Annotated in this window: 15 protein-coding genes, 14 pseudogenes and 1 other annotated feature; of the genes and pseudogenes, 3 read left to right on the top strand and 26 right to left on the bottom strand. The window is 41.0% G+C overall.

The window, feature by feature from the left end; all coding sequences use genetic code 11:
* Nucleotides 1–124 precede the first annotated feature (124 nt).
* Nucleotides 125–367: a hypothetical protein gene (locus G4D76_RS15550; protein ID WP_250130006.1), complete on the top strand. Its 243-nt coding sequence runs from the start codon at nucleotides 125–127 to the stop codon at nucleotides 365–367.
* A gap of 280 nt (nucleotides 368–647) precedes the next feature.
* Here the strand turns inward: G4D76_RS15550 and G4D76_RS13070 are convergent.
* The 5 genes and pseudogenes from G4D76_RS13070 to G4D76_RS17245 all read right to left on the bottom strand — a co-directional run bounded on the left by G4D76_RS13070 (nucleotide 648) and on the right by G4D76_RS17245 (nucleotide 2,834).
* A pseudogene (locus G4D76_RS13070) lies at nucleotides 648–909 on the bottom strand (YlaH-like family protein).
* A 132-nt stretch (nucleotides 910–1,041) separates the two neighbouring features.
* A complete protein-coding gene (locus G4D76_RS17260; RefSeq protein WP_371814509.1) occupies nucleotides 1,042–1,854 on the bottom strand; it encodes a large ribosomal subunit assembly factor BipA in 813 nt (270 codons plus the stop codon).
* Nucleotides 1,854–2,168: an EF-Tu/IF-2/RF-3 family GTPase gene (locus tag G4D76_RS17255; protein ID WP_371814703.1), complete on the bottom strand. Its 315-nt coding sequence runs from the start codon at nucleotides 2,166–2,168 to the stop codon at nucleotides 1,854–1,856. The genes G4D76_RS17260 and G4D76_RS17255 overlap by 1 nt, the downstream gene beginning before the upstream one ends.
* Nucleotides 2,141–2,542: a GTP-binding protein gene (locus G4D76_RS17250; RefSeq protein ID WP_371814508.1), complete on the bottom strand. Its 402-nt coding sequence runs from the start codon at nucleotides 2,540–2,542 to the stop codon at nucleotides 2,141–2,143. The genes G4D76_RS17255 and G4D76_RS17250 overlap by 28 nt, the downstream gene beginning before the upstream one ends.
* Before the next feature lie 52 nt (nucleotides 2,543–2,594).
* Nucleotides 2,595–2,834: a GTP-binding protein gene (locus G4D76_RS17245; protein ID WP_371814507.1), complete on the bottom strand. Its 240-nt coding sequence runs from the start codon at nucleotides 2,832–2,834 to the stop codon at nucleotides 2,595–2,597.
* Between the two features lie 569 nt (nucleotides 2,835–3,403).
* Here G4D76_RS17245 and G4D76_RS15545 point away from each other — a divergent pair.
* On the top strand, nucleotides 3,404–3,718 hold the full coding sequence (locus tag G4D76_RS15545; protein WP_250130005.1) for a hypothetical protein: 315 nt from the start codon (nucleotides 3,404–3,406) through the stop codon (nucleotides 3,716–3,718).
* A 469-nt stretch (nucleotides 3,719–4,187) separates the two neighbouring features.
* On the opposite strand, the gene G4D76_RS16290 is transcribed toward G4D76_RS15545, so the two are convergent.
* Both G4D76_RS16290 and G4D76_RS16285 read right to left on the bottom strand, forming a co-directional pair.
* The gene (locus G4D76_RS16290; RefSeq protein WP_256440494.1) at nucleotides 4,188–4,517 is read right to left on the bottom strand and encodes an inositol monophosphatase family protein; all 330 of its coding nucleotides are present in this window, start codon (nucleotides 4,515–4,517) and stop codon (nucleotides 4,188–4,190) included.
* A 113-nt stretch (nucleotides 4,518–4,630) separates the two neighbouring features.
* Nucleotides 4,631–4,959: pseudogene (locus G4D76_RS16285) on the bottom strand (inositol monophosphatase family protein); the annotation flags it as partial.
* A gap of 138 nt (nucleotides 4,960–5,097) precedes the next feature.
* Between G4D76_RS16285 and G4D76_RS13045 the strand changes: the two are divergent.
* Nucleotides 5,098–5,597, top strand: a pseudogene (locus tag G4D76_RS13045) (DUF1054 family protein).
* 264 nt (nucleotides 5,598–5,861) lie between these two features.
* Here the strand turns inward: G4D76_RS13045 and G4D76_RS13040 are convergent.
* From G4D76_RS13040 to lpdA, 19 genes and pseudogenes are all read right to left on the bottom strand, one after another.
* Nucleotides 5,862–6,416, bottom strand: a complete 555-nt coding sequence (locus tag G4D76_RS13040) for a pyridoxal-phosphate dependent enzyme (RefSeq protein WP_256440492.1) — start codon at nucleotides 6,414–6,416, stop codon at nucleotides 5,862–5,864.
* Between the two features lie 41 nt (nucleotides 6,417–6,457).
* A pseudogene (locus G4D76_RS16280) lies at nucleotides 6,458–6,613 on the bottom strand (threonine ammonia-lyase); the annotation flags it as partial.
* A complete protein-coding gene (locus G4D76_RS15540) occupies nucleotides 6,613–6,753 on the bottom strand; it encodes a hypothetical protein (protein WP_250130004.1) in 141 nt (46 codons plus the stop codon). The gene G4D76_RS15540 and the pseudogene G4D76_RS16280, both read right to left, overlap by 1 nt.
* 106 nt (nucleotides 6,754–6,859) lie before the next feature.
* Nucleotides 6,860–7,456 (bottom strand): annotated as a pseudogene (gene leuD, locus G4D76_RS13035) (3-isopropylmalate dehydratase small subunit).
* Between the two features lie 10 nt (nucleotides 7,457–7,466).
* Nucleotides 7,467–8,864, bottom strand: a pseudogene (gene leuC, locus G4D76_RS13030) (3-isopropylmalate dehydratase large subunit).
* 23 nt (nucleotides 8,865–8,887) lie between these two features.
* Nucleotides 8,888–9,943 (bottom strand): annotated as a pseudogene (gene leuB, locus G4D76_RS13025) (3-isopropylmalate dehydrogenase).
* A gap of 15 nt (nucleotides 9,944–9,958) precedes the next feature.
* On the bottom strand, nucleotides 9,959–11,506 hold the full coding sequence (locus tag G4D76_RS13020) for a 2-isopropylmalate synthase (RefSeq protein WP_213811060.1): 1,548 nt from the start codon (nucleotides 11,504–11,506) through the stop codon (nucleotides 9,959–9,961).
* 37 nt (nucleotides 11,507–11,543) lie between these two features.
* Nucleotides 11,544–12,544: pseudogene (gene ilvC / locus G4D76_RS13015) on the bottom strand (ketol-acid reductoisomerase).
* A 31-nt stretch (nucleotides 12,545–12,575) separates the two neighbouring features.
* Nucleotides 12,576–13,091: an acetolactate synthase small subunit gene (gene ilvN / locus G4D76_RS13010; RefSeq protein ID WP_026858508.1), complete on the bottom strand. Its 516-nt coding sequence runs from the start codon at nucleotides 13,089–13,091 to the stop codon at nucleotides 12,576–12,578.
* A pseudogene (gene ilvB / locus G4D76_RS13005) lies at nucleotides 13,079–14,807 on the bottom strand (biosynthetic-type acetolactate synthase large subunit). The gene ilvN and the pseudogene ilvB overlap by 13 nt, the downstream one beginning before the upstream one ends.
* Nucleotides 14,808–14,879: 72 nt before the next feature.
* Nucleotides 14,880–15,117, bottom strand: a binding site (T-box leader).
* 288 nt (nucleotides 15,118–15,405) lie between these two features.
* Nucleotides 15,406–17,116 (bottom strand): annotated as a pseudogene (gene ilvD, locus G4D76_RS13000) (dihydroxy-acid dehydratase).
* Between the two features lie 24 nt (nucleotides 17,117–17,140).
* Nucleotides 17,141–18,135 (bottom strand): annotated as a pseudogene (locus G4D76_RS12995) (bile acid:sodium symporter family protein).
* Between the two features lie 243 nt (nucleotides 18,136–18,378).
* A complete protein-coding gene (locus G4D76_RS12990) occupies nucleotides 18,379–19,254 on the bottom strand; it encodes a DUF4064 domain-containing protein (protein ID WP_213810104.1) in 876 nt (291 codons plus the stop codon).
* A gap of 51 nt (nucleotides 19,255–19,305) precedes the next feature.
* Nucleotides 19,306–20,375, bottom strand: a pseudogene (locus tag G4D76_RS12985) (PotD/PotF family extracellular solute-binding protein).
* A pseudogene (locus G4D76_RS12980) lies at nucleotides 20,372–21,156 on the bottom strand (ABC transporter permease). The pseudogenes G4D76_RS12985 and G4D76_RS12980 overlap by 4 nt, the downstream one beginning before the upstream one ends.
* Nucleotides 21,153–21,953, bottom strand: a complete 801-nt coding sequence (locus G4D76_RS12975) for an ABC transporter permease (RefSeq protein ID WP_213810103.1) — start codon at nucleotides 21,951–21,953, stop codon at nucleotides 21,153–21,155. Before G4D76_RS12975 ends, G4D76_RS12980 begins: the two are co-directional and overlap by 4 nt.
* Nucleotides 21,954–23,038: pseudogene (locus tag G4D76_RS12970) on the bottom strand (ABC transporter ATP-binding protein).
* 114 nt (nucleotides 23,039–23,152) lie between these two features.
* On the bottom strand, nucleotides 23,153–23,380 hold the full coding sequence (locus G4D76_RS12965; protein ID WP_250130003.1) for a UPF0223 family protein: 228 nt from the start codon (nucleotides 23,378–23,380) through the stop codon (nucleotides 23,153–23,155).
* Nucleotides 23,381–23,444: 64 nt separating this feature from the next.
* A complete protein-coding gene (lpdA, locus tag G4D76_RS12960; RefSeq protein WP_213810102.1) occupies nucleotides 23,445–24,851 on the bottom strand; it encodes a dihydrolipoyl dehydrogenase in 1,407 nt (468 codons plus the stop codon).
* Between the last annotated feature and the right edge of the window lie 5 nt (nucleotides 24,852–24,856).

Genomic DNA, 24,856 nt, shown 5'->3' with positions numbered 1-24,856 from the left:
TTTTATCTCAACAATCATAAAAAAGCAAGTGACATCCCGAGACAGAATAGTTAAAGTTTCATCATCTATTGTATAATTTTATCGTAAACTTTGCTATAATTTCTAAGCAAAGGGAGAGATATTAATGATAATACAACTTACTGGGAATGTACGCTACCAAATTACTCTGGATCCATCGACGTGGATATTCGATGACCGTAAAATCAAAATAGAAGATTTACTCGCACAGACAGCGGATGGTGAAGAAATCACATTCAATGATGAAACTGAATGGAACCGTCAGATTATCGAAGGTGAAACAAACCGCCTACGCTTAAATCTGAAAAGAAACATAAAAAAAGCGAACTGCTTGAAAGTTCATTTGTAATCAGTCTTGCACCTTTCCTTGAATATGCCGAAGCATTTGAAGATGAAAATGCAAAAATTATTTTTGTACATAACGACGGTGAAACGGAACTTTTATACAAAGATCGCGAAACATTTTACGCGCACTTCTCAAACAAAGGTAAACGCCTGCATGAAGATGGACTCTTCGACTTATTAGTTGTCGGTGAAGACGGCATTGAACAGCAGCGCCTCGTTTATGTCACTAAAATAGAATTCAAATAAAAAAAAAACCGCGAACTTTAAGTTCGCGGTTTTTTCTGTTATTGAGCCGGTGGCCCTTTCGGCTGTGCAATATTGCCTTCTTTTCTTTCCTTGTGCAATCTATATCTGTAACCTGCGAGAATAATTGCAATAACAATTAAACACTCTGCAACAGGATAAAATGCACCAAAAAATGTCAGGAATATTACACCGATAAACATCATTAAATATAACTAATGTTTGCCACAGCTTAACTTTGCGGGCAAATCCTAATTGATACACGATAGCACACAGCACGAAAATCGTAATGAAATACCACATACCGGCTTCAGGATTCGTATCCAGGCCATATAATCTCCCGAAGAAAGTGAGGCGCTCTTGTAAACCCGTCCCACTTTGGGTATTCAGGAGAATGAGAGGGTTAAACAACTGCCTCACTCCACTCCGCTATTATTAATTACCTTTTTTATACGCTTTTTCACGAGCGTTTTTCTCTAAAATTTTCTTACGCATACGAACTGTTTCCGGAGTAATCTCCACAAGTTCATCTTCGTTAATATATTCCAGTGCTTCTTCAAGAGTCATTGATCTAGGTTTTTTCATCGTAGTTGTCTGCTCTTTATTAGCTGAACGAATATTATTGGCAGCTTTAACTTTAGTAATGTTTACAGCAAGGTCATTTTCGCGTGAGTTTTCTCCAACGATCATACCTTCGTATACTTCAGTACCAGGTTCCATAAAGTTCGTTCCGCGTCCTTCAAGTGCAAGGATTGAGTACGTGCTTGCAGCACCTTTATCAATCGATACAAGAACACCGTTTCTTCTTCCGCCGATACGTCCTTTAACTAATGGACGGTATTCTTCGAAAGTATGGTTGATAATACCGTAACCGCGTGTCATCGACATGAACTCCGTGCGGTAACCGATAAGTCCGCGTGCAGGAATTAGGAATGTCAGACGAGTCTGGCCATTGCCTGTTGTTACCATGTCGAGCATTTCACCTTTACGTGTACCCATTGATTCGATAATGCTTCCTGTGTTTTCTTCGTGAACATCGATTTGTACACGTTCGAACGGCTCACATTTAACACCGTCGATTTCACGTACGATAACTTCCGGTTTTGATACCTGAAGCTCAAAGCCTTCACGGCGTAAGTTCTCGATAAGAATAGACAGATGAAGCTCACCGCGTCCTGAAACTCTCCATGCATCCGGCTGATCTGTAGGATCTACACGTAATGATACATCCGTCTCTAATTGAAGCATTAAGCGTTCTTCAATTTTCTGGCTGTAACGTGCTTCCCTTCTCGTCCTGCGAATGGGGAGTTGTTTACTGCAAATGTCATTTGCAGAGTCGGTTCATCGATATGAAGAACAGGCAGTGCCTCCTGAGCATCAGTCGGCGTAATAGTTTCACCAACGTTAATATCTTCCATACCGCTGATTGCAATCAGTTCTCCTGCGCTCGCAGATTCAATTTCCACACGTGAAAGTCCCAGGAAACCGAAAATTTTCGATACGCGGAAGTTTTTAATTGAACCGTCGATTTTAATTAACGATACAGTTTCACCGACGTTAATCGTTCCGCGGAATACGCGTCCGATTCCGATACGGCCAACATAATCGTTGTAGTCCAGTAATGAAACCTGGAACTGTAACGGCTCGTCACTATTATCACAGGTGCAGGTACGTAGTCTAAAATAGTATCGTAGATAGACTGCATGTTTTCATCCTGCTGGTCTGGTTCAAGACTTGCTGTACCATTCATTGCAGATGCGTACACAACTGGGAATTCCAGCTGCTCGTCATTTGCATCGAGTTCGATAAAGAGTTCAAGTACGTCATCCACTACTTCTTCTGGACGTGCGCTTGGCTTGTCGATTTTGTTAACTACTACAACAGGTTTTAAGTTTTGCTCTAATGCTTTCTTAAGTACAAAGCGTGTTTGAGGCATCGTACCCTCATATGCGTCGACAACTAAAATACACTACAACCGTCAACCATTTTCATAATACTTCTACTTCACCACCGAAGTCTGCGTGACCCGGTGTATCTAAAATATTAATACGCGTATCTTTGTAGTCGATCGCCGTATTTTTTGCCAGAATTGTGATTCCGCGTTCACGTTCAATCATTTGAGTCCATGGCACGTTCTTCACGTGTTCATTCTCTCGGAAAATACCAGACTGTTTTAACAGCTGGTCTACAAGTGTCGTTTTACCATGGTCTACGTGCAATAATTGCAATATTTCTAATGTTTTCTCTCAGTTCATCAAGAGGATTTTCCCTTCGTATATAGAGTATCTTTATAACCGTAACAGTATACCACATTTTTTACCAATCTGAACATTCAAGGATTTATTTTTTATGATATAATTCGAAATAAGACAAATGACTTTTAGGGGAATACTTATGGAAAAGAAAAATCAAAAGCTGTATTTTTCATACTTGCTGTTTTGGCAGTGTTAATGATGGTTGCATTTTCAGTCTTCATCGCTGAAGAAATGATAATACTTGCAGTGCTTTCAGTTATCGTGTTTCGCCATCTTCGGTGTCGGTTTCACACTCAAGAAAAAGTATCGTGAAATGGCTGGCTGTAACTTCAGTTTTAATTTAACTGCTTATTTATTATAACAGATTTCACTATTTGTATTGGAAAAATAGGGAAATCTGTTATATTTTTTTGTCATTTTTTAAATTATTGTCTTTTGACGGTAATTTAAGACCGGTCAATAATGAGATTATCATTATTAAAGGAGCTTTGCTATGAGACAAAAAAATGAAAAATTAAAAGTTTAAGTTTCTGTATAACCGGTTGCCTTTTAGCGATGACGAATCTGAAGAATATGAAGCAATGCAGCGTATGGATTTGCTGGAAGAACACTTCGATTTGTATTTAAAGAAAATTAATACATCAAATATGGAGCTGTTCTGGCACTGCGAAGTAATTGTAGGTAGTGATCATGAACTGATTAATGTATTGATTGTAACGGAGTACTGCTATTACCTGTTCATTTTGCATGATTACGCCGGTGAACATTTTATTAATCCTTTTAATATTTTAATCGACAGCAGCTACGAAGCTGTTTACGATTTAAACCCGGACATCAAAAGTTTACGAAAAATTTAAAGAAACACTGATTGATGGTAATTTCCAGCGTCCAATTATAATTAAGCACGTTGTAATGAACGAAACTTTCAAGTTGGCAAAACGTCCCTCAGATCAGTTTTTATCGCTTAAAAATTTACCCTATTACTTAAGAGCTATTGAACACAGTGCTGTAATTAGAAAAAAGCAGCCGCGTCCGGGATTGCCAAGTTAAAAAACCGTGCAAAAATCTCGAACGCAGCTGCAAATGATTTCACGTACGGTTTTAAATGTCCAGCGTGCATGGAGTTTAATCTTCAGCTTCTCAGCAGTAAATTAGTAATGTGTGAATCCTGCAACACCATTCATAACATAGAGCATATGTTTACAAATTATTTCGATATGCTGGTTCTGCTTAATGTTTCAGAGCCGTACACTAAAAAACAGATTAAAAATCATATCGGCATACCGCTCAGTAACTATGCACTGTTAAAATACATCGGTAAAATTTTCACGAAAACGTCGAAGCATGCTCAGCAGTATTATTATAAATCGTGAAATTCATCATGGAAATCATGTAGTTCGTATCGGCGGTAAAATGTTCGAGAATTTCTGAGTGAATCTTGGGATTGCCGCTTATAACACTCGTCGAGCTTAGGAGCGGCAGTTTTCTCCATAAATCAGTCGTCTTATAGCCAAGTTCACCGGTAATAATTTCTCCTCCGGTGTAATCCCATGGATACAGTTTGAAAAACAGCAGGGCTGATATCTGTCCTCTGGCAAGCATAGCAAACTCAAGTGCTGCCGAGCCGTATGAACGCACGCTGCGGGATTTAGCCATAATCTCAAAAAATGAACTGCGTGTCTCTTCAGCGAGAATCTTTTTGGATTGATAGCAATTAGAGACTGATTTAAAGGTACATTTTCTGCGGGTTTAAGTGCCTGGTCATTTAAAAAGGCACCATTACCGTACTTAGCGTGATAAAGATCCCGCTTCATGCAATCGTATACTAAGCCGCAATGTGGTTCTCCGTTGATAAATACACCGATAGATATTGCAAAATTCTCTCCCTGATGCACAAATTTAAAGTACCGTCAATAGGATCGACTATCCAGATGACCCCTTTTGTATCATTTATTTTCACCGTGTCCTTCTTCTCCGATAATACGGTGCTCCGGAAAACGTTCCAGTATTTTAGTGTAAAAAACTGTGTTTCTTTATCAACATCCGTGACCAGATCATTCGGATTTGATTTTCTGTCCACTTTAAACTCCTGAGTCATGCGCGTTTCGATAAATTTCCCTGCTTCAACGATTAATTCCTTGCCAAAGTTATATATCCATGAATACACCTCAATCATTTGATTGCTACTCAACTTTATTTATCATAAGAGAGACCTTTTGAAAGGAGCTCAACCTTTATGAAGTATACATTTACACAAACAGACTTCGATGTTTTCAATATCGACGGCTTGGAAAACAGAATGGCAGCACTTATTGAAAATACCCGTCCGAAACTCGAAAATCTCGGTGAGCAATTCAGTGCATACATAACTGAAATGACCGGAGACGAAACATATGCACATGTTGCAAAACACGCACGCCGTACGACGAACCCTCCCGATGATACGTGGGTGGCATTCAGTACTAACCCCCGCGGCTACAAAATGATGCCGCACTTCCAGATTGGTTTATACAATAGTCATGCATTTTGCATGTACGGTTATTTACGAATCAAAAGAAAAAACGCCTTGCAGAAAACTGGCTCGATAATATGGAGAAATTCGATAATCTTCCTGAAGACTATCAAATTTCACTCGATCATATGAAACCAGCAAAAACACCGCTTAGCGAATTGAGTGAGGATGAGCTCGAAAAAGGTCTCATCAGACTACGTGACGTAAAAAAGGCGAATTTTTAGTCGGTAAAGTTTATAAGCCCGGCGACAAAGCATTAAGTTCTGACGAAGTCTTTATAAAAGACCTCGAACAAGTTATGGAAAACCTCGTTCAGTTCTATCACCAGGATTAATATATTATTTGACGCAAAATCCATATGGGTTTTGCGTTTTTTTGTGAGTACGTACTTGTTTTGTGCCACCGTCAGCCTATTATTTCCTCAGCACCATAAAATAACCCGCAGGTCAGACTCCTTTTGGAAGAAGCTGACCTGCGGGTTGATTGTTTTACAGCACAGTTATTTGTTCTCTCGTTATTGTTTTATGATTCGACTGAAGTGCAAGTGCCTGGATTTCTCCCATTCTGCTGAGATCCAGATTGCCGCCGCTGACGATAACTCCTGTGTGCTCGGAGTCAATTTTGTCGTTATATGCTAATAGTGCTGCAAGTGCTGTTGCACCGGCTCCTTCTACTAATGATTTTGTCCGTTCAAGCAGATAAACCATTGCATGCGCAATCTGGCTTTCTGATACACAGTATATCTCATCGACATACTGACGCACGACCTGCTGAGTTAATTCACCGGGCTGTTTGACAGCGATGCCTTCAGCAATTGTACTGCAGCTGTTAAGCACCACATTGTCGTCTTTTGTATAATATGATTTAAACATCGATGGTGCATTTGCTGCCTGCACACCGATTATTTTAATAGATGGTTTCATCATCATAGCTGCTACTGCAATACCGCTTATTAAACCGCCGCCGCCAATCGGTACAATTATAGTATCGAGCTGGGGTATTTCTTCCAGCATTTCTATACCAATCGAGCCTTGTCCTGCCATAATATCGTAGTCGTCGAAAGGATGAACATATGTTGCTCCTGTCAGTTTTTATGTTCCAGAGAAGCTGTAAATGCTTCCTGGAAACTTTGTCCGACAAGTTTAACTGCTGCACCATAGCCTTTTGTTGCTTCAACTTTCGCTGAAGGTGTACTTTCAGGCATAAAGATCGTCGCAGTCACATTCAATTTTTTAGCAGCTAGAGCGACACCCTGTGCATGGTTGCCAGCAGATGTGTTACTACACCTGCTGCCAGCTGTGCCGGTGTTAATTTCGACAGTTTATAAGAAGCACCACGATATTTAAACGCACCGGTCTTCTGATGATTCTCCAATTTCATTAAACGTTTTTACCGGTTTTTTCATTTGTTGTCTGTGATGTGATCACCGGTGTTTTGTGCACGTTGCCTCGCAGATATTCCATAGCATCTCTGACTAAATCACTGTTTAACGAATTCCCAAAAAACCACGCTCCTCAAAAGCTGTTATTTTTTCTTCATTTAATAATGTTAATGCAATATCATCCAACCGTTAATTAGTTTTTCTTTATGGTAGGCCGGAATGTCAAAACTTAAAGTCTTCCCATTGCTGTCTGTAATTTGCTGCTGTTCTAAATCTACAGATAAACTAAAATCTCCGTCTTTTGCCTGTTCCTGCCACTCAGCTACTTGCTCTTTTGGCATTTTAATTATAATAATGCCATTTTTAAATGCATTTGAGTAAAATATATCTGCAAATCCCGGGGCAATGATGACTTTATAACCATAGTCCAGCAATGCCCACGGTGCGTGTTCTCTCGATGAACCGCAGCCGAAGTTATCGCCTGCGACCAGTACCGAAGAACCGTCAAATATTGGATTATCCATATCGAAATCTTCGCGCTTCGTTCCGTCTTCATTAAAACGCCAGTTATAAAAGACAAACTGACCGAAGCCTGTACGTTCGATGCGTTTTAAAAAACTGCTTAGGGATAATCTGGTCTGTATCTACATTGGAACGGTTCAGTGGATATACTTTACCTTCATGCTTTGAAATTGCCTCCATAATTACCCTCCTAGGCCGTTACTCTGTTCTGATATTTTCTAACGTCGACGAAACGGCCATTAATCGCTGCCGCTGCAGCCATTTCCGGACTGACAAGATGCGTTCTGGCACCGTTACCCTGACGACCTTCAAAGTTGCGGTTTGAAGTAGATGCACAGCGCCCGGCCGGTACGTGGTCCTCGTTCATACCGAGACATGCACTGCACCGGGTTGCGCCATCAAACCCTGCATCAATATGACTTTATCGATGCCCAGTGCTTCCGTCCTGCTTAACAAGGAATGATCCCGGTACTACTATGCTTTCACACCCTCTTTAACCCGACTGCCTTTAAATATCTGCTGCACGTTGTAATCCAGCACACGTGAATTCGTACATGAACCGATAAATACATGATCAATTTCAATATCTGTAATCGCCATTCCTTCTTCAAGTCCCATATACTCAAGTGCACGTTTTATTGAATCTTCATCTTTTGAACCGCTGACTGTCGGTGTAGTGGCACTGATTGGCACTACCATGCTCGGGTTCGTTCCCCACGATACTTGAGGTTCAATTTCCGAAGCATTAATTTCAAGTGTTGAATCGTATTCCGCACCTTCGTCAGTACTTAAGCTCAGCCACTCGTCAGCAAGTGCTCTGTATTCTTCTTCATCTCTCGGAACGTAGCGGCGTCCGCGCAGGAAGTCTACAGTTGTTTCATCCGGTGAAATCAACCCTGCACGCGCTCCGCCCTCTATAGACATATTACACACCGTCATACGTCCTTCCATCGTTAAATTCCTGACAGCTTGTCCTGTGTATTCAACGACATGACCGGTACCAAAATCAACACCGAACTTTGCAATAATCGCTAAAATTAAATCTTTTGCAGTTACTCCAACACTTAATTCACCATTCACTTTTACATTCATTGTTTTCGGTTTTGTCTGTGTTAAAGTCTGCGTTGCAAAGACGTGCTCCACTTCACTCGTTCCAATACCGAATGCAAGTGCTCCAAATGCACCGTGAGTCGATGTATGAGAGTCACCGCAGACGATCGTCTTACCAGGCTGTGTTAAACCCAGCTGCGGACCAATGACATGAACAATCCCCTGATCCGGATGATACATATCTGCAAGTTTAACTCCAAATTCCTCACAGTTTTTCTTTAATGCATCCATCTGTTTTTGAGCAATTTCATCCTGTGCATCTTCTCTGTTTTTCGTCGGAACGTTATGATCCATCGTTGCAAACGTTAAATCCGGACGGCGGACTTTTCTATTATTTAAGCGTAATCCTTCAAAAGCCTGAGGTGAAGTCACTTCATGGATTAAATGCTGATCGATAGAGTAAATCCGGTTTGCCTTCTTCTTGATGAACGACATGACGTTCCCAGATTTTTTCGATTATAGTTTTTTTCTGGACCATGTTAACCTTCTCCTTTAACTTTTTTATAGACAGCTAATAATTTTTTCAGTCATTTCCGTTGTAGATAACGTCGCTGCTCCGTCAATCTTTAAATCTGCCGTTTTAAAACCTTCAGAGAGCACTTGATTCACTGCCTGTTCTATCGCGGCTGATTCTTCGTGCAAACCAAATGAATATTTCAGCATCATTCCAACAGATAACATCATTCCGATTGGATTGGCTTTATTTTCTCCTGCAATATCAGGCGCTGAACCGTGAATCGGTTCGAACAGCCCTAATCCCGTTTCACTTAGACTTGCCGACGGCAGTACACCAAGTGATCCTATAATAACAGAAGCTTCATCGCTTAGAATATCGCCAAAAAGATTTTCAGTTACAATCACATCGAAATACGCAGGGTTCGTAATTAGTTTCATCGCAGCTGCATCAACAAGTTCATGCTCTACAGTAACTTCAGGATATTCTTTACTGATGTCATTTACTATTTCACGCCACATTCGGCTCGATTCCAGCACGTTTGCCTTATCTACCGATGTTAAATGTTTACGGCGTGTCATCGCTGTTTCAAATGCTGTACGGACGATGCGCTCAATCTCGTCGTGTGTATACGTTAAAGTATCGACAACACTTCTGCCGCCATCGCGCCGTTCACTCGGCTGACCGAAGTACAGTCCCCTGTCAGTTCTCTGACAATCATAAAATCACTGCCTTGAATGATGCTTTGTTTTTGTGATGATGCTTCCAGCGAATCGAATATAGTTACCGGCCGCAGGTTTGCAAACAAATTAAAGTGTTTGCGGATTTTAACAATCCCTGTTCCGGACGTACTTTACTGTCTGCCCATTTTGGACCGCCGACAGCACCGAGTAAAATAGCATCAGCTGTTTCACATGCTGCGATTGTTTCTGTCGGGAGCGGATCATTATATTATAATCAATGGCAGCTCCGCCAATATATTTTGCTTCCGCCGTAAACTCGTGATTAAATTTTTCTCCCACAGCTTTCAGTAGCGCCTCAGCTGATTTCATTATTTCCGGACCAATACCATCGCCGGGAAGTGTTATTATATGTTTTTTCATTGCCGATTCTCCCCTTTATGCATTTACACTTTCAGTAGCAGTTACCGCTTGTTCACTCATCAGATAACGATTTACTGCATTAATATATGCATTCGCCGATGCTGCGAGCACGTCTTGAGCCGTGCCCCGTCCTGAAAACTGCTGGCCATTAATATTAAGCTGCACACGGGATTCTGCAAGTGCGTCTTTCCCGCCGCCGACTGAACTGAGCTGGTAATCGAGCAGATTAGTCGTTTCAGCAAGTATTTCCTGAATTGCTTTATACAATGCTTCAACACTGCCCGAGCCTGTAACTTCGTGTGAAATCTGTTTACCAGCTGGAGTCACTACATCGATATGTGCTTTCGTCTGACCGTCCTGTTCGTAATTCACTTCGAAATTTTCCAGCACGTACCGTTCAATGTTTGATGCATCTGTTTTAATTTCCATAATGATGGAATATAAATCATCGTCTGTTACTTCTTTTTTATGATCCGTCAGCTCTTTAAAGTTTTTAAATGCAAGTGACAGTTCTTCTTCAGTCAGCTCAACATTAAATGATTTTACTTTATCTTTAAATGCATGACGCCCTGAATGTTTTCCAAGGAATAGCGGTTCAGCCGATACACCGACCAGTGCCGGAGAAATAATTTCATAAGTTTCCACGTTTTTCAGCATACCGTCCTGATGAATGCCCGCTTCATGTGCATAGGCGTTGCGGCCGATAATTGCTTTATTCGGCTGCACTGCCATGCCTGTCAGTTTTGCAACAATGTCACTTGAACGTTTAATCTCCTGTAAATTCAAGGTCGTTGTGTAAGGATAAAAATCTCCGCGTATGTGTAATGCTACTGCGATTTCTTCCAGTGCTGCGTTTCCTGCACGTTCACCGATACCGTTAATGGAACATTCTATTTGTGTCGCTCCATTTTCAATACCTGCTACCGAGTTTGCGACTGCCATGCCCAGATCATTATGACAGTGTGTCGACAGAATCGCTTTACTGATATTCGGTACATTTTCTGAGACATATTTGAACATCTCACCGTATTCTTTAGGCGTCGTGTAGCCGACCGTGTCAGGCAGATTAATAATTGTTGCACCCGCATCGATTACGGCTTCAATAATTTCCGCAAGGAACGGCAGCTCTGTACGCGAAGCATCTTCTGCTGACCATTCCACTTCATTAAATTTAGTTTTTGAATACTTCACCATCTCCACAGATGTGTCGATGACTTTCTGCTTGTCCATCTTCAGTTTAAACTCCCGGTGAATAGGGCTCGTTGCAAGGAAAATATGAATTCTCGGATTCGGTGTATTTCTAAGCGCCTCATATGCACGGTCAATATCGTGTTTTTTCGTTCTTGCAAGCGCCGTTACCGTAGAATTTGTAATCGTATCTGCAATGAGTTTCACCGCCTGGAAGTCGCCTTCTGAAGAGGCAGGAAAGCCTGCTTCTATAACATCAACACCGAGTCGTTCGAGCTGTTTTGCAATTTCCAGTTTTTCTTTTTTATTTAAGTTGACTCCCGGTGACTGCTCACCGTCTCTCAGCGTTGTATCAAAAATTTTAATATTTGTTATATCAGTCATATAGACCTTCCTCTCTTCAGTTTTTATTTTATCTAATCGGATTTTGAACAAATGGCATTAAGTCTCTTAATTCCTGACCGACTGCCGTGATCGGGTGATTGTACTCGCTGTGTTGTTAATTGCATTGTACTGAGGGCGTCCTGCCTGGTTTTCTAAGATCCATCCTTTAGCGAACTGGCCGTTTTGGATCTCTGTTAATACTTCGCCCATGCGTTCTTTTGTTTCTCCGTTAATCACACGCGGGCCGCTGACAAAGTCACCCCACTGTGCTGTATCCGAAATTGAGTAGCGCATGTTTTCCATACCGCCTTCATACATTAAGTCCACGATAAGTTTTAATTCGTGCAGGCATTCGAAGTATGCAACTTCCGGCTGATAGCCCGCTTCAGTTAATGTTTCAAAACCTGCTTTAACGAGCGATGTCAATCCGCCGCACAGTACTGCCTGTTCTCCGAATAAATCAGTTTCTGTTTCTTCCTGGAATGAAGTTTCAAGTACTCCTGCACGTGCAGCTCCAATTCCCTGAGCGTATGCTTTAGCAACATCTGCGGCCTTACCTGTTACATCCTGGAATACTCCAAATAATGCAGGTACCCCGGCTTCTTCCTGATACGTACGGCGCACTAAGTGTCCCGGCCCTTTCGGTGCAACTAAGAATACGTCAACATTTTCTGGAGGTACGATCTGGTTATAGTGAACGTTAAAACCGTGAGCGAAAGCTAATGAACTGTTTTCTTTTAAGTTATCTTTAATTTCCGCTTCGTACACTTTCTGCTGCCCTTCATCCGGCAGTAAGACCATAGTTACATCGGCATCTTTAACTGCCTCGCCGACAGTTCTGACATCAAAGCCGTCCTCTTTCGCTTTGTCGTATGATTTACCTTTACGCAAACCAACGATTACACTATGACCAGAGTCTCTTAAGTTTTGTGCGTGTGCATGTCCCTGTGAACCGTATCCTACAATCGCTACTGTTTTCCCTTGTAAACTTCCTGTGTTGATATCTTTGTCATAATAAACTTTAGCCATAATTTAATTTCTCCCTTTTAAATATATTTTTTTAAACACTGAGTGTTTTTAAATCCTGTATGTTTTTCTGCTGTCCGCGTCTGAATGCTGTAACACCTGTGCGGGATAAATCTTTCAAGCCATAAGGTGTCAGCAGTTCAATTAGTGCATCCACCTTATCCGGTTTTCCTGTTACTTCTATAATGAGTGAGTTTCTTGAAACATCGAGCACTCTTGCCCTGAACGGTTCGATAATACTCTGGATTTCACTTCTCGATGTACTGTTCGCTCCAACTTTAATCAAAGCGAGTTCTCTCGAGACAATTTTTGAATCAGTAATATCATCTACTTTCAGGATGTCGATTTGTTTGTGCAGCTGTTTAGTCAGCTGTTCCGAGCTTTTATCGTTTGCAATATCAACGACAATTGTCATCTTCGATATGCCCTCGGCTTCCGAGGCACCGACCGTAATACTTTCGATATTAAATCCTCGTTTGGCAAGCATTCCAGTTACTCTGTTCAGCACGCCGCTTGAGTTTTGCACTGTTAATGTGATTACTCGCTGCATTCTCTCACTCCTATCATTTCGTGATTTCCTTTTCCTGACGGCACCATTGGATATACAAGGTCAAGTTTTACAACTCTCGCATCGATTAATACCGGTTCATCTGAAGTCAGTGCTTCTTTCAGTTTTGCTGACACTTCATCTTCCTCGGTATATCTAAATGATTTAACACCGAAGCTTTCACCAAGTTTTACAAAATCCGGATTCGTCTGCATCAGTGATTCAGAATAGCGTTCGTCGTAAAACTTCTCTTGCCATTGTCTGACCATACCAAGCGCTTCGTTATTCACGATAACTACTTTGACCGGCAGACCGTACTGTTTCAATGTTGCAAGTTCCTGCATTGTCATCTGGAAACCGCCGTCACCGACAATGGCAACAACTGTCTTATCCGGAAATGCCAGCTGTGCACCGATAGCTGCCGGTAAACCGAAGCCCATCGTGCCGAGACCGCCGGATGTAACGAAATGGTTCGGTTCTCTGAAGTTATAAAACTGTGCACTCCACATTTGATGCTGTCCGACATCTGTCGTTACTATCGCTTTGCCTTCAGTCGCTTCATATACTTGTTCGATAAACCACTGAGGCGAGATTAAATCTTCACTGCGTTTATACCATAATGGGTTTTGTTCTTTATCAGCTTGTGTTTTATGTCTCCAGCTGTCGATTGTTTTCATCTTGCACTGTCCGCCGTTTAATAATTCAAGTGCTTCTTTCGCGTCGGCGACAACCGGTATTTGTGTTTCTATATTTTTACCAATTTCCGCGGGATCGATATCGATATGAGCGACTCTTGCATGCGGTGCAAAATCAGCAATTTTACCTGTCAGTCTGTCATCGAATCTTGCACCGATGTTGATTAATAAATCAGCATCGTGGATTGCCATATTCGCTGCATACGTGCCATGCATTCCTGCCATACCTAAGAAGTTTTTATCGTCAGCGTTAAAAGTTCCAAGTCCGAGCAGCGTAGATACTACAGGCAGATCATATTTTTTAATGAAGTCCCGCAGCTGCTCAGAAGCTTTAGCAAACTGAACACCTGCACCGGTCAGAACTACCGGACGTTCAGAGTTCTGCAGTGCTTCCAGTAAACGGTTGATCTGCAGCGGATTCGGTTTAGTTGTCGGCTGATAGCCCGGCAGGCGAATCGTATCATCTGCTGCTGCTTCTACGACTGCTTCCGAGATATTTTTGGAATATCGACTACAACCGGACCTGGGCGCCCTGTAGTAGCGATGTGAAATGCTTCTTTAACAATTCGTTTTAAGTCTTTTACATCTGTTACCTGATAATTGTGTTTTGTAATCGGTGTGGTTAACCCGATAATATCCGCTTCCTGGAAAGCGTCTGTGCCGATAACTTTCGATGATACCTGGCCGGTAAATGCAACGATCGGCAGTGAGTCCATCATCGCATCGGTAATACCTGTAATTAAGTTCGTCGCACCTGGTCCGCTCGTTGCAATACGACCCCCGGCTTACTGCTTACTCTGGCATATCCTTCCGCTGCGTGGATTAAACCTTGTTCATGTCTACAAAGAATATGTTTGAATGAACTCTCATGACGGTAGAGCGCATCGTAAATCGGAAGTACTGCACCGCCTGGATAACCGAAGACAGTATCTACTTCATGTTCCGCTAATGCTTCTACTAATAAGTCAGCACCTGTTTTTATATTCGCAATAACATCTTGTGAGTGTTCAACTTCAACCTTCATAATATTTCCTCCTTATAGCATAAACTTAAAATAAAAAAGCCCAAATCTCTCAAAGATCATTATAGTAATGATCAATGGGGAGAAAGGAGCTTTCACGGTACCACCCAAATTTATATACACATTTCTGTACATACCTCTGCAACTGGCATAACCAGTTAAAATCAATAACGAGTTTTAACCCGTCCCAGCCTACTTCTTTTCAGCCGGGCACTCAGGGATGAGATTCTTTACTGCTACATTCTGAGTTCGCACCAATCACTCAGTCTCTGAAAATGTTTTGCAGTACCGAAGTTCCCTTCAACGCTTTAAATTTAATATTTGAATTATTTGATTATTTAATTTTCTTAATGAATGTATAATACCCCGTATTTTTCTTAAAAGCAACAGTAAAAAGCCAATTATTTTAAATAGTCTAATATTTCTGATAATGTAATCGTTTACATTATTGCTACGTACGCTTTTCATAAAATAAATGTTTTTATACTCTTTTTACACGTTTTTAGATGAGTTGTTAAAACGAGAGAAAAACAAAAGAATCCGTACGTCTCTATTCGGGGAGAATTTGACGTACGGATTTTTCATCTTTTTATTAAATTTATCAGTTTCTGCCCGGCAGATCATCCCTATTAAAGAAGTCTGTGATTGCACCCTTAGATGATGAAGAAACGATATGCGCATATTTACCAAGCACGCCTTTACTGTGAAGAGGCGGCAGCACTAAGTCTTTACGACGTTCTTTTAGTACTTCATCAGAAACATTAAACGACAGCTCTTTTGTATCCTGGTCTATCGTGACAATATCACCTGTTTGAATTAAGGCAACGTTGCCACCGTCTTGTGCTTCCGGTGCGATATGGCCAACGACAAGTCCGTGAGTTCCTCCGCTGAAACGGCCATCCGTTAAGAGCGCAACATCTTCACCGAGCCCTTTACCGACGATTAAACTTGATAGTGACAGCATTTCCGGCATGCCCGGTCCACCTTTAGGACCAACATATCGAACAAGTACTACATCGCCTTTAACAATCTTATTCGCCATTACAGCTTCGATTGCTTCCTGTTCAGTATCGAACACTTTCGCTTCACCGACGTGACGGCGTACTTTAACACCCGATACTTTTGCTACCGCACCTTCCGGCGCCAGGTTACCTTTAAGCACGATTAACGGACCATCAGCGCGTTTTGGATTTTCAAGCGGCATAATGACATCCTGTCCGGCTTTTAAATGTTCAACTTCAGCAAGATTTTCAGCGACTGTCTTACCTGTTACTGTCAGGCAGTCTCCGTGAATGTATCCTTTTCGTGAAGATATTTCATTACACCCTGCACTCCGCCGACATTAAACAGATCCTGGAATACATATTTGCCTGAAGGTTTTAAGTCAGCCAAATGCGGTACTTTCTCCTGGAAATCGTTAAAGTCATCAATTGTTAATTCAACTTCAGCTGCGTGAGCGATTGCTAACAGATGAAGAATCGCATTTGTCGATCCGCCGAGTGCGAGAACGACAGTAATTGCATTTTCAAAAGCTTCTCTTGTTAAAATATCTTTCGGATAAATTTCTTTTTCCAGCAGGTTAAGTACTGCTTTCCCCGCTTCATATACATCCTGTTCTTTTTCTTTTGTCACTGCAGGGTTGGATGCCGAGCCTGGGAGACTGAGTCCCATTGCTTCGAGCGCAGCAGCCATCGTGTTTGCCGTATACATGCCGCCGCATGCCCCCGGTCCCGGACATCCTGCACATTCTACTTTTTTGAGCTCTGCATCATCAATATCTCCATTATTCCATTTGCCGACACCTTCGAATACAGAAACAAGATCGATATCCTGGCCATTATGCCGTCCCGGTGCAATCGTTCCACCGTAAACAAATACGGCCGGGATATTCGTATTCGCTATAGCAATCGCACAGCCTGGCATGTTTTTATCGCATCCGCCAATTGCAACGAATGAATCAAAGTTCTGTCCCTGAACCATCGTTTCAATAGAATCTGCAATAATATCACGTGACGGTAATGAGAAACGCATTCCCGGTGTCCCCATTGCAATACCATCTGCGACAGTGATTGTGTTAAATTGAACCGGTACCCCGCCCGCTTCAGAAACCCTTCTTTAGCGAATTGTGCAAGGTCGTTTAAATGAATGTTACATGGTGTTGTTTCAGCCCAGTTGCTGACAACTCCAATTTGCGGTTTCTTAAAACTTTCATCAGTAAAACCGACAGCTCTCATCATTGCTCTGTTTGGTGCTTTTAATCCAATATCATCATATACATTTGAACGAATTCTTATATCTTTCTTCTCTGTCATAGTTGCCCCCGCCTTTTTAATCTTTTAAACTTCTGTTTGCTTAACTTCTTTATGTTCTTCTACTGTTTCCTTATCTTTTTTAGTTACATCTTTATCATTACCAAGTTTACTCAGCCAATTCGCTGCAAGTGAACCGGAATATTGTGCCAGACACTGAATAGTGCTCCCGGTACAGCTGCGATTGGTGAAAAGTGTGTTGCTGCAAGAGTTGCTGCAAGCCCTGAATTCTGCATGCCGACTTCAATCGATAAAGTTTTCGTATCTTTAAGATCAAAACGGAATACTTTACCGAGAAGGAAACCGACTAAATATCCAAGTAAATTATGGAGTATCACCACTGCAAAAATAAGTAAGCCCGAAGCAAGTATATTTTCAACGTTATTTGATACAACCGCAGTGATTACACCGATAATCCCGATTACAGAAATTAATGGCAGGACTCCTACAGCCTGTTCAACTTTATTTCCGAGCAGATACTGTACTGCAACTCCAAGTGCAATCGGTACAAGTACAATTTGGATAATTGAAATAAACATTGCTGAGAACGAAACCGGCAGCCATGCACTTGCTAACAGCAGTGTCAAAGCTGGTGTAATAATCGGTGCAAGTAAGGTCGACACAGACGTTGCTGTAACCGATAATGCCATGTTTCCTTTTGCAAGATATGTCATAACGTTACTTGACGTACCGCCCGGCGAACACCCGACAAGAATTACACCAATCGCAATTTCCGGCGGCAGCTGGAATAGAAAAACCAGTCCTACTGCAATAAGCGGCATGATTGTGTACTGTGCCACTACTAGAGTAATGACTTCTTTCGGCGCTGTTATCACCTGTTTAAAATCTTTTAATTTTAAAGTCAGCCCCATGCCGAACATAATAATTCCGAGCAGCAGATTTATGTATGGAGAAATCCACGTAAAACCTCCAGGAAGAAGAAAAGCTAATGCTGCGAATAAAATAACCCAGACAGCAAAAGTATTGCCTATAAATGTACTCAATTTGATTAAAGCCTTCACCTGAATCACTCCAATTCAATTCTTATTTAGTTATAACAGGTATCATAACAGAAATATTCAGATTTTAGAATATGGATATTTGATTATTTAATAAATTCAGATAACTCAATAATTATATAAAGTACTGCAGGCATTGATACCACCGTGTTGTTATCGGTTACATAATTGATTAACATTTATGTGTAAAATTTTCCATAATAAAAACCGAAAGCGCTTTTCATGCTCTTCCGGTTCAATATTATATTACTTGCGGTTTCTGCGGTCAACGTTGTCTCTTCTCGTACGGGCGGGGTCTGCTCTGTCGATTTCATTTAAATCTTCCAGTTCAACGCCGCTGTTACGCTCGTATTCGCGCTCAGTCACCGGACGATTGATATTATTAGAATCGATATTATTATCTACAGCGATCACTTCATCCTCATCGATGCGGCTGAATTTACGTGTGCTTTCAATATCGTCATTGTTAACATCATTATTATTGTCATTGTTATAACTGTATTCCGAATCTCTGTTCTGATGAACTTTAACATCATCGTCAACAGTCACTGTTCGGTGCTGTTCATGTTCATCTCTGTGATTCTGTTGCGGGCGGTAGTCGTTGCGCTCATCACGTGTATTGCTGTCATTACGCTCTTCACGCGGATAAGCCTTCGCCGGTTGTTCATTCTTAACTACTAAATCTTTACGTGCAAACAGCAGAATTGCTGCAATTACGAAAAATAGTGATGAAACTAAAGTAAATACTAATGGTGCTGCCAGGATAGCTGCAATCAGCAGTAAGATACCTGCTAAAATTCTGCGGCGCATATTCAATAGTCCGAGTATTGCAATGATTAAAGGTAGTGCAAGATACAGTGCTACCATCCAAAAGCTGCTTAGTCCTGAAATTGTCATATCGATGACAGCCTGAGGATCAACACCCTGAGTATTGATGCCCTCCATCTGAGATTCTACCTGATTGGTGATTTGCTCAATTTGAGCCGGGTCATTCATAGTAACTAATGAGAAAAACAAGATTCCTGCGGTAAATGCCAGCAGTATAAGCCAGCCAAGCCAGCCAAATATTCTTTCAGCAATACGGCTGACGGGTTTTACAGTCTGTGTGTATTCTTTAGCCATAATAATCCTCCTAAGTTGTCTTTAATTAGTTAATACCCATGTCACATTTTTTTAATCAAGTGACATTTTAAATTGTAAAAATAGCTCATTATAACGGCTGATCATCTCAGGTCCGAGATCTCTGTACATTTCCAGTGATTCAAGCTGTTCATCTTCCGGATAAAATCTCGTATCTTTACGGACTTCTTCGTCCATCAATTCAAGTGCCGCAGTATTCGGCGTGGCATAGCCCACCCACTCGGTGTTCACTGCAGCAATTTCACTGTCTAAGAGAAAATTGATAAACTGATAAGCACCGTCAGTGTTCTCCGAGTTTTTCGGAATGACCATTGCATCAAACCATAAATTAGAGCCTTCTTTTGGTACAGTATAATTCATTTCGTCATTTTCCCGCATTATATCCTGTGCCATACCGCTCCACACAACAGCAACCTGTGCTTCGTTCTCCGTCATCATCGAGGCAATTTCATCGCCGACGATTCCCCGGATATTCGGTGACAGCTGGATTAATTTATCCGCTGCCGTTTGCAGCTTTTCATCATCCGTCGTGTTTAGCGACTCACCCATACTGTTTAATGACATGCCGAGTACTTCTCTCGCACCGTCCACCATCAGTATTTCATTTTCCAGTGATTCATCCCATAAAGTATTCCACGTTGAAAATTTGAGTTCCGGTACAATTTCTTCATTATATAAAATTCCTACTGTACCGAAAAAGTACGGAACTGAGTATGCAGTAATTTCTTCGGGCATTCTCGATGAAATATCATTATCTATATTTTAGCATTTGGAAGTCTGCTGTAATCGAGCGGAATAATTAACTGATCTTTAATCATTTTCTCAACAGTATATTCGCTTGGAAAAATAACATCATATGGTGTGCCTCCTTGGTTAACCTTAACCATCATCGCTTCATTTGAATCAAACGTTTCATAGACAACACGTATTCCTGTTTCTTCATAGAATTTCTCGAGCAGCCCCGGGTCGATATATTCTCCCCAGTTATAAACATAAAGTGTATTACCATCATTATTGTCTGACTGTTCCAGCAGATTTGCAGTTACGAGAAGTATAATTCCAGCTGTCAGTGATACCGCAATTAGACTGATAAAAGTTTTCATAGCACCTTCTCCTTTTTCACCTGTTTACGTGTACTGAGGAGATAGTAAATAAATACAAGTGCGAACACAAATAAGAAAATCAGTGTCGACACGGCATTGATTTCTAAAGAGATACCGCGTCTTGCCATTGCATAGATTTCTACTGACAGTACAGAAAATCCGCTGCCTGTGACAAAGAACGTTACCGCAAAATCATCAAGTGAATAAGTCAGTGCCATAAAAAATCCTGCAATAATGCCAGGCTTTATAAACGGAATGATGACTTTAAATATTATCGTTTTAGCATCCGCCCCGAGGTCTCTCGCGGCGTCGACCAGCGACTGATTCATATTATACAGCTTAGGAAGAATCATCAGTACAACGATTGGCACTGAAAAAGCAATATGAGCCAATACCACACTGACAGATCCGAGAGAAATTCCTGCGAGCGTAAATAAAATGAGCAGTGATGCACCGATAATGACATCGGGTGAAACGATCATAATATTATTGATGCTGAGCAATTGCGTCTTGTACTGTTTTTAACATTGTACATAAACAATGCACCGCCGAGACCGATTAATACTGCTGCAGCACTAGAAATTAATGCAACAGCCAGCGTATTAATTATAATAACGATGAGTCTCTGGTTCGTAAAAACACTTATATAATGTTCCAGTGTAAAGCTGTCGAAACTGCTCATATTACCTGCACTGTTAAACGAGTAGAACATTAAATACAGTATCGGAAAATACAGCAGTACGATAACAATCAGTAAGTATAAATGAGAAAGTTTCTTCATATTTTATTCACCTGCTTTTTACTGCTGCCTCCGGTGAATATCATAACAATCAGCATCATTAAAATTAAAAACACGCCAATCGTCGAGCCCATCCCCCAATTTTCATTCGTTAAAAACTGCTGTTCAATTGCAGTGCCGAGAGTAATTACTTTATTACCTGTAATCAGCCGCGTAATCATAAACAAGCTTAAAGAAGGAATAAATACAACCTGTACACCTGTTTTCACGCCTTCGACAGACAGCGGCATAATGACTTTAAACAGTACTTCCGTCCGGCTTGCACCGAGATCCCTTGCAGCATTCAGCAGATTATTATCGATATCGTCAATCGCATTAAATACCGGCAGCAGCATAAACGGCATAAAAATATACACACTAACAATGATAAATGCCGCGTCGCTGAACAGCAGCTGAAATCCTTCAATATTTAACCATCCTGCAATATCGTTTACCACACCATTACGCCCGAAAATACCAATGAACGCATATGTTTTCAGCAATAGATTGATCCATGTCGGCAGGATTATAATCAACAGCCACATCGTTTTGTTGGACGTCATTCTTACAGCCAGCGCAAGCGGATAACTGACGAGTAGTGTGAAAATTGTAATTAAAAATGCATACCAGAACGATGAGACAGTCATCTTTATATAATTTCCCGAAAAAAATTCTGCGTAGTTATTAAGAGTAATATTACCGGAGAAGTCCAAAAAACTGTAGCCTGCCATCAGTAAAAGCGGTGTTATGACAAACACCAGCATCCAGATAAAATACGGGACAGCAAGTAACCGTCTCATCTACTGGTCCTCCTGGAAAGATTCAAGCCGCTCGTTAAATTCATCTTCATCTTCACCTGGAATCATGATATGAATATCTTCAGCATTAAAGTTCAATGCGACTCTGCTGCCGATTTCAGCATTTTTTGTCGAATGAAGCACCCACTCATAACCATCTTCATCTATGCAGCAAATTTCGTAGTGTACACCTCTGAATAACGCAGAGTCTACAGTGACATTTAGTTTTCCAAGATTATGGTCAACGATATAAATATCTTCGGGTCGAATCATGACATCAACTGGTGTTCCCGGTAATATACCTCCGTCTATACAGGCATAAGTACGATTGTAAATATCAACCTTCTTATCTTTAACCATCGTTCCTCTGACAATATTAGATTCACCGATAAAATCAGCAACGTATCTGTTTAACGGTTCATCATAAATATCTTTTGGAGTACCTGCCTGTACGATTTCGCCTTTTTGCATCACGATAATTTCATCGCTCAGCGCCAGTGCTTCCTCCTGGTCGTGCGTTACAAAAATAAAAATAATACCCAGTCTTTTTTGCATTTCTTTCAGTTCATACTGCATATCAACACGCAGCTTTTGATCGAGAGCAGAGAGCGGTTCATCAAGCAGCAGTATATCCGGTTCATTAACAACAGCACGTGCAATTGCGACACGCTGACGCTGTCCGCCGGATAACTCACTGATGTCACGGTATTTATACTCCATTAAATTCGTCAGTTTTAACACTTCATGAACTTTATCATCAAGCAGTTTTTTGCAGGTTTTTTTCACTCTTAAGCCAAAAGCAATATTGTCATATACATTTAAATGCGGAAACAGCGCATAATCCTGAAACACTGTATTTACTTTCTTTTATTCGCATCGACATTATTCATTTTTTTATTTTCGAAAAAAATCTCACCGCCGGTTGGATGAATGAAACCGCCGATGAGTTTTAATATAGTTGTTTTGCCGCAGCCTGACGGCCCTAATATTGTATAAAACTTACTGTTTTCAAATGTGTAATTTATATTATGAAGTATTTTGTTTTCGTCATATGATTGCGTAATATTGTGAAGCTTAATAACTGTCATAACTGACCTCCCTTATAATCATTCAATTTATTATATGCGAGGATATTACTGTATGACAATCTTTTTTTTACGGCTTAATTATGTCCGCCGGTTCTGCATCTTTAAGCTGCTTAATCAGCAGATAAGGAACTTTTCCGCTGACTTTTTCATATCTTTGAATAGTGTTTTCTCTTCAGATTTTGACGGCACAATTTTTTTAAAGTCATGGTATGCTTCTTCAAACTTTCCTGCCAGCACGCCTTCTTCATAACCTATTTCAACTGCTTGATAAAATGACATTACATGCAGTATTTCTTCAGTGTTCCAGTCATAATCCAATGGATATGAGTATTCATTGTTCATAATTTTTACCTCCAAATAAAATAAAGGCCAGAGTGATTAACCCTGACCTTTAAAGTTTATAAAATTACATTGAGTGAATTGGACGGCCTAGAGCAACTTCCGCTGCCTCCATCGGAATTTCACCTAATGTCGGATGCGCGTGAATTGTTAACGCGATATCCTCAAGTGTCATACCAGTTTCAACTGCAAGACCAAGTTCAGAAATTATATCTGAAGCGCCGTTACCTGCAATTTGAGCACCGATAACAAGTCCGTCTTCTTTACGTGCTACAACTTTAACAAAACCGTCTGTTTTGTTAAGTCCAAGCGCACGTCCATTTGCCTGGAACGGGAACTTGCCTGTAACAACTTCGATATCTTTGTCTTTAGCCTGTTTTTCGTTGTAACCGACCGTAGCCAATTCAGGTTCAGTGAAGCAGACAGCAGGCATAGCGATGTAATCAACTTCTGATTTCTCACCAGCAATTGCTTCCGCTGCAACTTTACCTTCGTAGCTTGCTTTGTGAGCAAGTGGAAGTCCGTCAACGATATCACCGATTGCATAAATATTTGAAACGCTTGAACGTGACTGTTTATCAACTTCGATTAAACCGCGTTCAGACATTTTAATTCCTAATTCTTCAAGACCAAGCTCATCAGTGTTCGGTCTGCGTCCTACTGTAACCAGTACGTAGTCTGCTTCGACTTCATGAGTTTCATCTTTTGCTTCGTAAGTTACTTTAACGCCGTTTTCTGTCTCTTCAGCAGATTTAGCCATTGCTTTAGTAACAATTGTAGCGTTTTTAGATTTAAGATTTTTCTTAACAAGCTGAGTCATCTGTTTTTCAAAACCGCCTAAAATGTCAGGTGTTCCTTCAAGAATCGTCACTTCTGTACCGAAGTTGGCATAAGCTGAACCAAGCTCAGTACCGATATATCCGCCGCCGATCACAATAAGTTTCTCTGGCGCTTCTTCAAGTGCCAACGCACCAGTAGAATCTAAAACACGGCCGCCGAATTTAAATCCTGGAATTTCAATCGGACGTGAACCTGTAGCGATGATTGCATTTTTAAACTCGTAAGTTTGTGACTGCTTATCATCCATTACTTTTAATTTGCCGCTGTCTACAAAGTAAGCTTCACCTTTAACAACGTTGACTTTATTCCCTTTTAAGAGCATGTCAACACCGCCGACAAGTTTGTTTACTACGCTGTCTTTAAACTCCTGAACTTTAGAGAAGTCTAATTTAACGCCTTCAGTAATAACACCCATATCTTCAGAATTTTGAGCTTCCTGGTAACGGTGTGCTGATGAAATCATCGCTTTAGATGGGATACACCCAACGTTTAAGCATACACCGCCGATATTGCCTTTTTCTACTAGTGTTACACTCTGGCCAAGCTGTGCTGCACGAATTGCAGCGACATAGCCGCCGGGACCTGCACCAACTACAATTGTATCTGTTTCAATAGGAAAATCTCCAACTACCATTTTAA

It is taken from the genome of Jeotgalicoccus sp. WY2, from assembly GCF_018437745.1.
GTDB classification, from domain to species: Bacteria; Bacillota; Bacilli; order Staphylococcales; family Salinicoccaceae; genus Jeotgalicoccus; species Jeotgalicoccus psychrophilus.
This window is presented reverse-complemented; position numbering and strand designations above follow the sequence as displayed.